The following is a 13,810-nucleotide window of genomic DNA, read 5'->3' on the forward strand; positions in this document are numbered from 1 at the left end:
TTTTACCTAAATATAACTAACTACTTTTTCTACTAATTTTTCAATTCCTTGAGAAGCTTCTAAGATATTCCTCGCACACATGTATGCTGGAGTTGATACAACTTTGACACCCTCATCAACACAAATGTCTGTGGCGTCCATAATTATAGCTTCAGCACCTTTTTTTGCTAAAATTGCCGTGGTGTTTTCATCAGTACCAACAGTAGCTTTTGTGCCCTCCGGATATACCAAAGGTATCATCAATGGAGCTATACAAATATAACCAGCTGGTTTATCCGCTAAATAAAAAGCTCGCGCGAATTTTAAAACTTCCTCATCCATTTGATAGCTATCATCACCAACAAAAGCAAAATCCATGATATTTTTAGCTGCACCAAAACCTCCTGGGAAAATTACAGCCTCGTAGTCATCACTATCAGCCTCAGTTATATCTATGACATTACCTCTTGTTAGGCGTGCCGATTCTTCGAGAATATTACGTGGTGAAGCTTTGTTATCTACAGATTGATGCAAATGATTAATTACTTGCTTTTGATCTTTATTTAGCGCAATACCTTGCCATACTACACCTTGTTTTTCTAATGCTAATATTGTCAGTACAGTTTCGTATATTTCTGAACCATCAAGATAACCACATCCAGATAATACTACCGCTACTTTTATCATTTTATTCACCTTTATATTTTTTGATTCTACAAATCTAGGTTATTTCTTTTGAAAACTCTATCAGCTCTATAGCTTGATCTAACCATAGGACCTGATGCTACTTCTAGGAAACCTTTTGCAAGACCTACTTTGCGATACTCTTCAAATTGTTGTGGAGTCACAAATCTCTCAACACTCAAATGATGCTTTGTTGGTTGCATATATTGCCCAAGAGTAATTATATCAACACCGACACTTCGCGCATCATCCATAGCCTCGTAGATCTCTTCATCAGTCTCTCCTAAACCAACCATAATACTAGTCTTGGTAAGCACATTTGGTATTTTTTCTTTAACATATTTTAAGAAGTTTAATGTTTGCCAGTACCCTGCTCGTGGATCACGCACCAAATGAGTCAGACGTTCTACAGTTTCGATGTTTTGTGCAATTACATCTACTTTTGTATTTATAATTTTATCAATATTTTTTTTAATGCCAGCAAAATCCGGAGTCAATGCTTCTACTTTGATATTCTCATCAAGTTTTTTGATAGCTGTAATAGTGGCTGCATAATGTCCAGCCCCGCCATCTTCTAAATCATCACGATCTACAGATGTTAGCACTACATACTCAAGTCCCATAAGCTTGACACTCTCTGCAGCATTTAGAGGCTCATCTTTATCTAACCAACCTTTTGGATTACCTGTGTCTACAGAACAAAACTTACAAGCCCTGGTACATACACTTCCCATTAACATAATTGTTGCTGTACCATGAGACCAACACTCATTGATATTTGGACATTTTGCTTCTTCACAAACTGTCGAAAGTTTATGTTCTTTTGTTATAGATCTAACTTTTAAATATTCTTTAGAGTCTTGTCTTTGCACCTTTAACCAATCTGGTTTACGCACATGCACAGAATTCTCTTTCTTATTTCTGACCCCATCTTTAACAGCATAAAAACCATGATCTGTAGTATATTTACTGCCACTTTCGACTTTTACTTTTATACTAGATATTTCCTTCATAATAATTTTTAGCATATTTATTTAAGCTATAATTTCCCTACATTATAAAAGATAAACTCCTATTTATAAATAATTAGTTTAAGTTTGTCTCTATTACTAAATCTTTTTATAATCTAATATCTCTATCAAACAATTTTTTATAATATTATAAATTTGCAGATACTCTGAAAAACCTTTAGACTTTAATAAAGTATAAAAAATAAGGAGACATCCTATGATATCAAAAAAATTATTAGATTCTTTAAATGATCAGTTTAACTACGAGTTAGAGTCTGCAAATATTTATTTAGCTATGGCTGGTTATACTGCAGACCTTGGTCTTGGAGGCTTTACTAATTGGTTTATGGCACAGTATGAAGAGGAACTTTTTCATGCAAAAAAAATCATGAAGTTTATAAATGATAAAAATGGCCGTATTGAAGTCAAATCTGTTGCGGCACCACAAAATAGTTTTAATTCATTACTTGAAGTTTTTGAGGCAACTCTTGCACATGAACAAGAAGTCTCTGCTAACTTTTACAACTTAATGAATATAGCTTTAGAAGAGAAAGAGCACTCTACTAAGAGTTTCCTACAGTGGTTTATCGATGAACAAGTCGAAGAAGAAGCAACAATTGGCGATATGATTAATAAAATCAAACTTGTCAAAGACAGTGGTTTATATCTATTAGATCAAGAAGCTGCTAAAAGAAACTTTAATGCTCCTAGTTTAAGTTAATCTTATACAAAATCTATATTTCTTATTTTCATAAATCTTATCAAGAAGTACGCTAATATCAGCACTAAAAGTCCGATTAACATAACACTTACACTAGTATCAAAGAAATAAGCTTGGTACATATTAGCACTTTCTAAAGCACTAACTCCATCTTTTGGGAGAGCAACTACTTGATTTAATAGCCCTGTTATAGAATTTGCCATAGAAGAGGATATATACCATGCTCCCATTGCAAAGCCAATAGTTTTATTATCACAATATATACCAATCATACTAAGACCTATTGCACTTACAAATAACTCTGAAATAGAAATTAAAACATATGAGAATGTAATATAGTTACCATTTACAATACCATCACGAACTACAGAGAAGCCGTAGTACATTATAAATAAACCTGCAGCAGCTAATAAAACTCCTACTGCAAATTGATATGGTATATAAAATCTTGGAAACATTGGATATATTCTTATTAAAAGCATACCACCAAATATTATCAAAATCGGGTTAACCATCTGATAACTCGCAGCATTAACTTTAAAGCCAAACATTAATAGATCTGAGTTGTTTTTTGCTGCCATAACAAGCGTTGATTCCATTTGATTATAAATAACAAAAAATACTACAGCCACAATTATCAATATCAGCCCTACTATTTGTTTTATACGTACATCACCGCCTAAGAAAAATATAGTTCTCAATAAAAACAGTATTAAACACAACATACTTATACCAGCTACAACAATATTTGCATAGTCTGGATAGTGATAACAAATAAGGGTAAAAATATAGACTATAATCAAGTAACTAATAACAATTTGTTTAGCAATAGTTGTCATTGGATTTTTATCAATCTCATCAACAACATTGTTATATATTTTATATCGGTATGCAAAATTAGTTATTGCTAGTAATTTACCAACAAACACTACACTCAACACTGCCAAAGCACCAAATTTATAACCAATTAACATAGGTGCAATAATAAATGCTAATAAACTGCCTAAATTAATCGATATATAAAACAATGTCATAGCACCCTTAGCATTTACAGGATCTTCACTATATATTTTAGAGACCATTGCAGAGGCTGTACCCATTTGCAATGAACCACATACTGGGATTAGTGCAAAAGCAAAAATAAAGAATTCATTGCTTACTTTAACAAAAAAACCACTTAAAAACACAGTTAAATAACCAAAAGCAAGTAATAAGCTTCCTAAAAATATTGACCTTCTTAATCCAAGGTATCGATCTGCTATATAACCTCCAAACATAATAATTGCATAATTCATAGCTTTATATATACCCTGAAATGAATAGGCATAACTCTCAGAGAAGCCAATACCATATTCCATAACAGATTTTGTGAGATAAAGAATTAAGATAGCATTGAAACTATAAGTTGCAAACTGTCCCCAGAATGTAATTGCAGCAATTGTGAAACTTTGTTTTGATTTTAGATCCTTTAACATAGTATTTCCTAAAGGTAATAAATTTTATACTAATGTCTTTTGTGAGAAATAAAAATAAAAAATTAGCAAATTTTGTATTTTTTAACATAGCATCTGATTAACTAAACAAGTTTATCTAATCTCAAGAAATGATATAATTAAGCAAAATATAAATGTATAAATAAACAATCATGAAAATATATCTATATCACCATTGCCCTTACTGCATAAAAGTAAGACTAGTTGCTGACCTAAGCAATTTAGACTATCAGATGATAATCTTAGCAAATGACGATGAAAAAGCTCATATTGATAGAATTGGCTCGAAACAAGTACCATTTCTAGAAAAAGATGATGGCACATTTATCAAAGAAAGTGATGAAATCTGTAAGTTTATTGCCAAAACCCAGAATTTTGAAATTGCAGAGTCAACTATTGATAGTTTTGTCAAAGATTGTATTGCTGAACTAGCACCACATTATCGCAGAATTGTATACCCACGAATCCCTCATCATCCGCGTAATGAATGTGACTTCCCAACACAAAGTGCTAAAGAATATTTTATAAATAAAAAAACGCAATATATTGGTGATTTTGATGCTCTACTTAGAAATCCTCCTTATGACTCAATCAGAGCAATAAACCAAATACTTGCAAAAATTGATCCTTTTGTAAAAACTCCTTTTATTAATAGTGAGAAGTTTTCTTGGGATGATATAAATATTTTTCCAATATTTTTTATCTTAACAATGGCTAGGGATTTGCTTGAAATACCAGCAAATATTACTAACTATATAAAAAATATCGAAGCTAAAACAAACATAGAATTATACTAAAATGATTATATCCATAGAAGCAATTGATAAAGTATTACCACAAACACAATGCCAAAAATGTAGTTATCCTGACTGTTATAGCTATGCTAAAGCAATTACAAATGGCGAAAAGCATAATAAATGTATCACAGGTGGAGAGAAAACTTTAAAAGAATTAATGAAACTTTTAAATAAAACTGAAATAGCTTTAGATAGCTCACTAGGACAAGAAAAACTCCGTGCTGTTGCAAAGATTGATGAATCAATGTGTATTGGTTGTGAGAAATGCTTACTTGCCTGTCCTGTTGATGCTATAGTCGGCGCAAAAAAGCTCATGCATACTGTGATTGAAGTAGAATGTACAGGCTGTGAGCTATGTGTAGAGCCATGCCCAATGGACTGTATATCTTTGGTGGATTTAGCTGCAGATAAACAACCTAATAACCTAAGTGATAATATTTATACAGCACAAAAAAATCACTATCGTGGTAGATACGAATATCATAAGCAAAGAGTAAGTCAAATAAAAGCTAAACAAAGAGAAGCTTATAAGAATATAGCTACAGCTCAAGAAATCGATAAAAAAGCCTATATCGCCGCTTCATTAACCAAGTTTAGAAATAAAAAGAAATCTTCACCAACCAATGAATAAGCAAAAAAGAATCCAAATTTTTGAGACTTGGAAAAAAAATGATCCAAAACCAACAACAGAACTTGAATATACATCTAATTTTGAACTTCTAATTGCAGTAATTTTATCAGCTCAAGCAACTGATATTGGTGTCAATAAAGCTACTAAAGTATTGTTCAAAGTTGCTAATACTCCAGAACAAATATATACCTTAGGTGAGCAAAAATTAGCTGAGTATATAAAATCTATTGGACTTTACAAAACCAAAGCTAAAAATATTATAGCGACATGTAAAGATTTAATTGAAAAGTTTGGTAGTAAAGTACCAGATAATTTTGATGACCTGATATCTTTAGCAGGCGTAGGCAGAAAAACTGCAAATGTAGTTCTTAATACAGCTTTTGGTCAACCAACAATCGCGGTTGATACACATATTTTTAGGCTTGCAAATCGTATCCCTTTAGCTAAGGGTAAAAACGTTAATGAAGTTGAAAAAAAACTTCTGCGAGTGATTCCTAAAAAATATCTACATGATGCTCACCACTGGATAATATTGCATGGTCGCTATATCTGTACAGCACAGAGACCTAAGTGTCGTAATTGTATAATTTATGACTACTGTGAATTTAAAGATAAGGAAAAATATCGATGATTCTCTCTCAAGATAGATACCAACTGCGCAAACTTTTTATCGATAGCTGGGATAAGTTTGTCAACAACAAGCCTTTGACAGCTTTAGAAGAGCAAATAGCTAGAATTATAGAGCTACATCCAGAATATCACAAACAGATTACTCTTAATAACATTGATAAAGACTATTCACTAGAAATGGGGCAAATTAATCCTTTTTTGCACATAAGCCTGCATTTAGCTATTATTGAACAAGTTCAGACAAACCGCCCCTTTGGCATAAATAATGTTTATCAGCAACTTCTTAAGAAATATAATAATGATGAACATAAAGTACATCATCTTATGATAGACTATCTCGCAGAGGAGATGTGGAAATCACAGAAATATAATATTCTCCCAGATGAACAAAGCTATTTAATCAAACTACAAAAATTAGTACTTATATAATGAGAAATTCTATAAAGATTTCAAAAGCAAATATTAATTTTAAGCAACCTAAAGGCCTACATATTATTGCTTTTATGATTTTTTGCTTATGCTTATGCTTTACCCCTTTTATAACTATATTGAATGACTATGGTGATATTAACTTCTTCTATAATCGTAATGACCATCTTTTTGTAATATTTTTTGCTGGGATCTTTGGCTGTATTAGTAATTATATGTTTGGCTCAACCAAGTCAATTATTCATGGTCTACAGTTTATTATAATAGCGATTATTTTATCTTTTATTCACAATATGGTTCTATTTAGTTGTGCTGTGTTGTGGATTGGACTAGCTATAGCTATTGTTAATCTACTTTTTAACTTAAGTGCTTTTTATCTTAAGACAGATATCCGCAGAATATATGGTTTTATTGGGGTATATTCAAGTGCTTTACTTGGAATTGCTATAGGTATTGTTATCTACTTTATTGTACTTAAGGATATGTATTATTTTAAATTTTTTTATCTTTTTATAGTTATCTTTTTATTATTATTTTTCCTCAAAAATAGCTATAAGCTCAATACCTCATTAACAAGCCAAACAGAAAGAGTCAACTTAAGCTTTTATGGGGTACTTTTGATTTTCTTTATATTTGCTTTTATACTTTTTTATTTGCTTGTTAATCTAAATGTTTTTAGTAGTTTAAACTTAGTTATCCTTCCTCTATCGCTGATATACTTACATATCCTTACAGTTTCTAATAACAAAGAAAATGGTAAAAATCTCTTAAAATATATCTACTTTAGTTTAGCACTTATAGTTATAAATAAAGTCTTTTATCTAAGTTTCCTCAGGTATGAACATGTAGTAAATACAATATATCTAAACTCTGCAATAAGTACTTTTTTATTTTTATTAGCTGGCTATTTATTATGCATAATAATGTATTTTGGTTGGAGGTTTAAGTTTATAACTCTACGTGTTGAATCAATCACTAACTCGCATATTATAAAAACCATGCTTTATATCGAAGCTATCCGAGTATTTATTTTGATGATAGCAATATTTACAAATAACATCCTAGTTAGCAATATAATCCTTATAATCGCTACACTTTTAGCTTTGACTTTAAATATTTTTATCGTGCCAATATATTTCTCACTTGGCAAAATACTTGCAGGTGGCAAAAATGAAATTATCACTACAACGCTACTCTATCTAATATTCTCATCACTAATATTTGTATCTTTCTTATATGATATTTCTATTAGTTTATAAATAATTTTCTTGTAAATTTAGCTTTATGCCCCATATTTAACACTATAAATTATGCTATAATTAATTGCAAATAAACTTTTATTGACTATACAAGACAAATTTAAAGGAGAAAAAATGAATAACTTTGGTAATAACACTCGTGTAATAAACTCACTCTCTCAAGAGTCTGTACTAAGAGCAAACAGAGTTCTTAGAAACACATATTGGTTGCTTTCTATGACACTACTATTTAGTGCTTTTACAGCATTTATAGCGATGAGCACAGGCGCAACCATCATGAATCCACTATTAATGCTAGTAGTTTATATTGGTTTACTATTTGGTATTAATGCTACTAAAAACTCACCATGGGGAATAGTTTTAACTTTTGCTCTAACAGGTCTTTTAGGCTATTCATTAGGTCCTATATTAAACATGTATCTTACTATGTTTAAAAACGGTGCTGAGCTAATCATGATGGCATTTGGAACTACAGGTCTTATCTTTCTTGGTTTATCTGTAGTTGCGATGAGTCCTGCGAGAAACTTTAACAGATTGGGGTCATTCTGTGCTATAGGTGCTATTGTAGCATTAGTTGCTCTAATTATTAATATATTCCTACAGCTTCCTGCTTTAGCTTTAGTTATATCACTAGTATTTGCATTTATATCCGGTGGCTTTATCTTATGGCAGACAAATGCTATCGTAAGAGGTGAGGAAACTAACTACATCTTAGCTACTGTAAACATTTATGTTTCTTTATTTAACATCTTTATAACTCTATTACAAATCTTTGGTGCTGTAGCTGGCGATAGAGACTAATTTATATTATCATTTATCTTAAAATTTCTAATCTAACAATATTCTAATGCTTAATAACCAGATATCTGCTAAAGATACTATTGTATCTAATGCTTATGGCTCTGCTTTTAGTATTTTGTTTAATGAATACCTCAAGCAAAATAACGAGTTTAATATAATAGTTACTGAAGATTCACAACAGGCGCATAAAATATACAAAGAATTAAAATATCTCAATAAAGATAAATCAAAGATAGAGATTTTATTTTTTCCAAACTTAGAAATTCTCCCTTATGATAGATTCTCAGCTGCTGTAGATATCATCTCTAGACGCCAAGAGATTCTACATAAAATGACACATCGACCAAAAAATACTCTAATAATCACGAGTATATCAAATACACTAAGAAAACTTGCTCCAGTAAGCTTTATAAAAGAGCATAGTTTTATACTCAAGACAGGTGATAGATTAGATATCAGCAAATATAAAATGCTCCTTACAGAAGCAGGTTATACCTTAGTAAACAATGTTTTTGAGAAAAGTGAATTTAGTATTCGTGGTAGTATTATCGATATATACCCTATCGGCTCAAAAATTGCTTTTCGGATAGATCTTTTTGATGATGAGGTTGATAGTATCAAAGAGCTCAATACTGAAACACAACGCTCTGGTAATGAAATACAATCTATCAACATTATGCCATCACATGAGCTAGTATATAACCATCAAAATACTGCTTTTGCTTTAGGTAAACTTGAGAGATTATGTGGTGAGAAAGCTCTTAATTCAACAATTGCAACATATATACAAAATAACGAATATTTCAGTGGGATTGAGTTTTATTTACCTTTGTTTTATGACAAGCTTACCAGTCTTTATGAATATCTACCACAATCAACAAATATTCACTTAGTTGATAATATTAATAATTCGATTGAGGCTTTTTCTGAAGAAGTAAAATTTAGGTATAATGAGCTTAAGCATGATAGTGATAGACCAATCCTACCTTACCAAGAGATTTTTTACTCACAAAAAGAGATAAAAGGTATTTATGAGCAATACAAAAATATCAAATGGTTTCAGCAGCCAAAATCGAAATCTAAAACACTCAAAGTAGATCATTTAGAAAAGGTTTCTGCAAACTACAAGCTGGCAAATCCATTTAGAGATTTACAGCAACTTCTTGATAAATCTAACTTCGATAAAGTTATTTTCTCAACTGATTCAAATGGACGCGCTGAAGTACTTCTAGAGCATTTAAGTAAGCTTGATCTAAATATACAAAGCTGTAAAAGCTTTAGTGAGGCTCTAAAAGTAACTGGTAAATTCTGCCTAATAGTTTCACCTTTTCAAGAAGGTGTAATTATAGATAAAAAGATAGTTCTAATTACAGAAGCAGATTTATTCCCTGAGCATACTTATAATGCCTCCAAAGTTTCACAGCATGATTACCATCCTACTATTGATCTTAAAGATCTAACAGATTTAAAACCAGGAATGCATGTTGTGCATATTGATCATGGTATAGGTAGATATGAAGGTTTAGAAAGTGTTGAACTAAATGGCAAAAAAGATGAATTTATATTGCTCAGATATGCAAATGACGCCAAAATCTATGTGCCTATAACGTCATTAAATCTAATCTCTATTTATAATTCTTCACTCAATGAAAAAATAGCACTAAATAAGCTTGGTACAGATAAATGGAAAAAGCAAAAAGAAAAAACTATCAAAAAGATCATTGATATAGCAGCAAATCTTCTAGAAATTTATGCAAAAAGAGAAATGCGCCAAGGTTTTAGCAATAGCTTAAATGAGGAGGAATATCTGAGATTTTGTGCAGATTTTCCTTATGAAGAAACTCCTGATCAGCTTTTAGCTATTAATGATGTATTTAAAGATATGATTGCAACTAAACCTATGGATAGACTAATCTGTGGTGACGTTGGTTTTGGTAAGACAGAGATCGCGATGCGTGCAGCTTTTCTAGCCACACAAAATCAAAAACAAGTAGCAATCTTAGTACCTACAACAATTTTAGCCCAACAACATTACAATAGTTTCAAAGATAGATTTGCCAATACCGCTGTTAATATCGAAGTAATTACTCGCTCAAAAACGCCAAAAGCTCAGCAACAACTTTTTGAAAACCTTAAAAAAGGTAGTGTAGATATAATTATTGGCACCCATAAACTAATTTCATCAAAAATTGATTTTAAAAACCTAGGTTTACTAATTATTGATGAGGAACATCGTTTTGGCGTTGCACAAAAAGAAAAGTTAAAAGCTCTAAAAGCCGAAATAGATATTTTGACTATGTCTGCAACCCCTATTCCACGTAGTTTAAGTATGGCATTCTCCGCATTAAGAGACCTATCAATTATCGCTTCACCGCCTGCAAAACGCTTATCAGTTAAAACTTTTGTCAAAGAATATGATAATAATATAATTCGTGAAGCTGTAAGTCGTGAGACTATTCGTGGTGGACAAGTTTTTTATCTTTATAATAAAGTTGAGACTATTCAAAAGAAAAAAGAAATTCTTCAAGAATTATTCCCGCGCCTAAGGATAGCTATAGCTCATGGACAAATGAGCGAAAAAGAAATCCAGAAAGTTATGTTTGATTTTAAACATAATAAGTATCACATATTACTATGTACTACAATTATTGAAACTGGCATAGATATACCAAATGCAAATACTTTAATTATAGAAGATGCTAATAACTTAGGTTTAGCTCAACTTCACCAACTAAGAGGTAGAGTTGGACGTTCACATCACCAAGCTTACGCATATATGCTGATACCTAATGAAGCAAGTATCACCAAAGATGCGCTAAAAAGGCTTGAAGCTATTAGCAACACTGAATCATTAGGAGGTGGTTTTACCTTAGCTAATCATGATTTAGAAATTCGTGGTGCGGGTGAAATACTTGGAGAGGAACAAAGTGGTAATATCGATGGTATTGGTCTGAATCTATATATTGATTTACTTGATAAAACTATTGCAAATCTAAAAGCTGGTAAAGAACTTAATATTGAAGAGGTTATTAACTCTACAATCTGCGAAGTTGAGTTAAATATTCCAACACTAATTCCTGATTATTATATTAATGATGTCAATACCCGTTTGAACATCTATAAACGCATCTCCAAAGCTAATCACAAAGAGCTAGTTAATATCAAGATTGAGCTAATTGATCGCTTTGGTAAACTACCTTTAGAAGTTCTTTATCTACTAAAAGTAGCACATATAAAAATAGATGCAATAGCACTAGGAATTGCTCAAATAAAAATGTTTGCTACATCTGGTAAAATTAGTTTCTCAAATAGTGCAAAATTTGAACCACAAAAACTAATAAAACTTATCCAATCACAGCCTGCTGATTTTAGACTCACTAAAGAGCAAGATCTGCTAATTATAAAAGCAACAAAAACTGCAGAACAAAGAATAGAGTTTGTTGAGAATTTTTTAAAGAAGATTGCTTAAAATTGTGTGATTCATAGAGATAGTTTCAATAATAAGTGCTAAAATTAGATATAATACTTCTTTCATCTAAATACTCCTTATAATTATTCAACAAATTAAAAATCTCATTCTCATTCTCTAATTGATTCAACTTCATACGAAACTCTTTTGAGCTGGGTAAATTTTGAAGATAGAAACTAGCATGTGTGCGAATCTCTTTGACAGCTACTTTGGCGATTTTTAGTTTTATAAGGCGTCTTAAATGCTCACCTAATACCTCAACTCGCTCAGTTGGTGTCGGTGGTGGTATTAACTCACCTGTATTTAGATATTCAGCAATTTGTCGAAAGATCCAAGGATTACCACGGGAAGCACGTCCTACCATTACAGCATCTACACCTGTATGTTCTATCATAGCCTTAGCACTATGTGGACAAAACACATCCCCGTTACCAATTACAACTGTATTTACGGCTTTTTTGACATCTCTAATAATATCCCAATTTGCTTTACCAGTATACATTTGTTCACGAGTACGTCCATGAATTGCTATAGCACTTACGCCAGCATCTTCACAAGCCATAGCAATCTCAACGGCATTTATATTTTGGTCATCCCAGCCGATACGCATTTTTACAGTTACTGGTTTATGTACTGCTTTAACAACTGCTGTAAGTATCTCATGGATTCTATCTACATCTTTTAGAAGTGCCGCTCCAGCTTGTAGCTTCTTAGCAATTTTAGGCATTGGACAACCCATATTTATATCTAAAAAATCACATTCTGTATTCTCAGCAATATATTTTGTAGCCTCAACAAAACTCTCAAGATCTGTACCAAATATTTGTATACCTAATGGTTTTTCACTATTTTCCATATAGAGCATTTCCATAGTTTCCCAGTTACGCTCTACTACAGCTTTGTTACTCACCATCTCAGTATATATTAGCCCTGCCCCATGCTCTTTGCATATAGTACGAAATGCACTATCACAAAAACCTGCCATCGGTGCAAGTACAACATTATTTTCAATTTCTATATCTGCAATTTTAAAACCCATTTTTTATTCCATCTAATAAGAACCATTGCCCTAACTGTTTAGGCTGCTCAAATGAAATACCATGCTTAGTAAATACTTCCTGGACTTCATCTACTTGGTTCTCTATGATTCCAGATAAAGCTAGCCTGCCACCCTGTTTTAAACTAGTTGTGATATTCTCGACTAAGCTTATCAATACATTTGAGAAGATATTAGCTACTACTAGATCAAACTTTTGTGTTGGTGGATTATCACTAAATTGAGTTTTCTCAGTTACATCATTTTCTTGAGCATTTTTTTGTGATGACTCAATAGAGTTTGGGTCGATATCAATACCTTCGGCATATTTTGCTCCTAGCTTAACAGCGCCTATAGCTAGAACTCCAGTGCCACAACCATAGTCTAAGACTGTTGAGTTTTTTGTTACATACATTTCTAACCACTCAAGACACATCTTAGTTGTCTCATGATTACCGCAACCAAAAGCAATACTTGGATCAACTATTATATATGTATGCTTGTTATCTTGAGGCGGTTGACGCCAATTTGGATAAACTACGATATTCTTTCCAATCTCTATTGGCTCATAATCATATAGCCAAGCAGCTTCCCATTGCTGATCTTTGATAACTTCGTAATTTATCTGACTTGTTAAGATATCTTTAAACTCTTGTTCAAGAATTGTAATAATAAGCTCTATATTATGATGATTTTCATATAGTACTACTATACTCACTATATCATCAGACTTATCGATTCTTGTTACAGATCCAGCATGATTATTAAAAAGATAATCTTCAACAATATCAAAAAACTTAGATTTTAGCGTAAACTCTAACTGGTGCCATTGTTGCATTTTATAAAAAAACTTAAAATTTTATATACTATA

General features: G+C 31.7%; 13 protein-coding genes. 8 read left to right on the forward strand and 5 right to left on the reverse strand.

All coding sequences use genetic code 11. The features are described 5' to 3' along the window. Positions 1–6: 6 nt before the first annotated feature. A complete protein-coding gene (elbB, locus tag CGC45_RS05325) occupies positions 7–666 on the reverse strand; it encodes an isoprenoid biosynthesis glyoxalase ElbB (RefSeq protein WP_071629299.1) in 660 nt (219 codons plus the stop codon). A 26-nt stretch (positions 667–692) separates the two neighbouring features. Further along, complete coding sequence (lipA, locus tag CGC45_RS05330; RefSeq protein ID WP_071629976.1) at positions 693–1,676, reverse strand: lipoyl synthase; 984 nt, start codon at positions 1,674–1,676, stop codon at positions 693–695. 214 nt (positions 1,677–1,890) lie between these two features. Between lipA and CGC45_RS05335 the strand changes: the two genes are divergently transcribed. Further along, the gene (locus CGC45_RS05335) at positions 1,891–2,394 is read left to right on the forward strand and encodes a ferritin (RefSeq protein ID WP_071629300.1); all 504 of its coding nucleotides are present in this window, start codon (positions 1,891–1,893) and stop codon (positions 2,392–2,394) included. 2 nt (positions 2,395–2,396) lie between these two features. Here CGC45_RS05335 and CGC45_RS05340 read toward each other — a convergent pair whose 3' ends face one another. Then, entirely contained in the window at positions 2,397–3,869 is a 1,473-nt protein-coding gene (locus tag CGC45_RS05340; protein ID WP_071629301.1) for a peptide MFS transporter, read from the reverse strand. A 170-nt stretch (positions 3,870–4,039) separates the two neighbouring features. Between CGC45_RS05340 and grxB the strand changes: the two genes are divergently transcribed. The 7 genes from grxB (at position 4,040) to mfd (ending at position 11,903) form a co-directional block, all read left to right on the forward strand. After that, complete coding sequence (gene grxB / locus CGC45_RS05345) at positions 4,040–4,684, forward strand: glutaredoxin 2 (RefSeq protein WP_071629302.1); 645 nt, start codon at positions 4,040–4,042, stop codon at positions 4,682–4,684. Position 4,685: 1 nt separating this feature from the next. After that, positions 4,686–5,315 (forward strand): RnfABCDGE type electron transport complex subunit B, encoded by a 630-nt coding sequence (locus CGC45_RS05350; RefSeq protein ID WP_071629303.1) that lies wholly within the window; start codon positions 4,686–4,688, stop codon positions 5,313–5,315. Further along, positions 5,308–5,946, forward strand: coding sequence for an endonuclease III (nth, locus tag CGC45_RS05355; RefSeq protein ID WP_071629304.1), 639 nt, complete (start codon positions 5,308–5,310; stop codon positions 5,944–5,946). The genes CGC45_RS05350 and nth overlap by 8 nt, the downstream gene beginning before the upstream one ends. Beyond that, positions 5,943–6,374, forward strand: coding sequence for a DUF1841 family protein (locus tag CGC45_RS05360; protein ID WP_071629305.1), 432 nt, complete (start codon positions 5,943–5,945; stop codon positions 6,372–6,374). The genes nth and CGC45_RS05360 overlap by 4 nt, the downstream gene beginning before the upstream one ends. Continuing rightward, positions 6,374–7,633 (forward strand): hypothetical protein, encoded by a 1,260-nt coding sequence (locus tag CGC45_RS05365; RefSeq protein WP_071629306.1) that lies wholly within the window; start codon positions 6,374–6,376, stop codon positions 7,631–7,633. The genes CGC45_RS05360 and CGC45_RS05365 overlap by 1 nt, the downstream gene beginning before the upstream one ends. Positions 7,634–7,747: 114 nt before the next feature. Further along, positions 7,748–8,434: a Bax inhibitor-1/YccA family protein gene (locus tag CGC45_RS05370; protein ID WP_071629307.1), complete on the forward strand. Its 687-nt coding sequence runs from the start codon at positions 7,748–7,750 to the stop codon at positions 8,432–8,434. 46 nt (positions 8,435–8,480) lie between these two features. Next, the gene (gene mfd / locus CGC45_RS05375) at positions 8,481–11,903 is read left to right on the forward strand and encodes a transcription-repair coupling factor (RefSeq protein WP_071629308.1); all 3,423 of its coding nucleotides are present in this window, start codon (positions 8,481–8,483) and stop codon (positions 11,901–11,903) included. A gap of 25 nt (positions 11,904–11,928) precedes the next feature. On the opposite strand, the gene dusB is transcribed toward mfd, so the two are convergent. Together dusB and prmA are read right to left on the reverse strand one after the other, a co-directional pair. After that, positions 11,929–12,942, reverse strand: coding sequence for a tRNA dihydrouridine synthase DusB (dusB, locus tag CGC45_RS05380; RefSeq protein ID WP_071629309.1), 1,014 nt, complete (start codon positions 12,940–12,942; stop codon positions 11,929–11,931). After that, positions 12,932–13,777, reverse strand: a complete 846-nt coding sequence (gene prmA, locus CGC45_RS05385) for a 50S ribosomal protein L11 methyltransferase (RefSeq protein WP_114702083.1) — start codon at positions 13,775–13,777, stop codon at positions 12,932–12,934. The genes dusB and prmA overlap by 11 nt, the downstream gene beginning before the upstream one ends. Positions 13,778–13,810 lie beyond the last annotated feature (33 nt).

The organism is Francisella opportunistica (assembly GCF_003347135.1).
GTDB lineage: Bacteria > Pseudomonadota > Gammaproteobacteria > Francisellales > Francisellaceae > Francisella > Francisella opportunistica.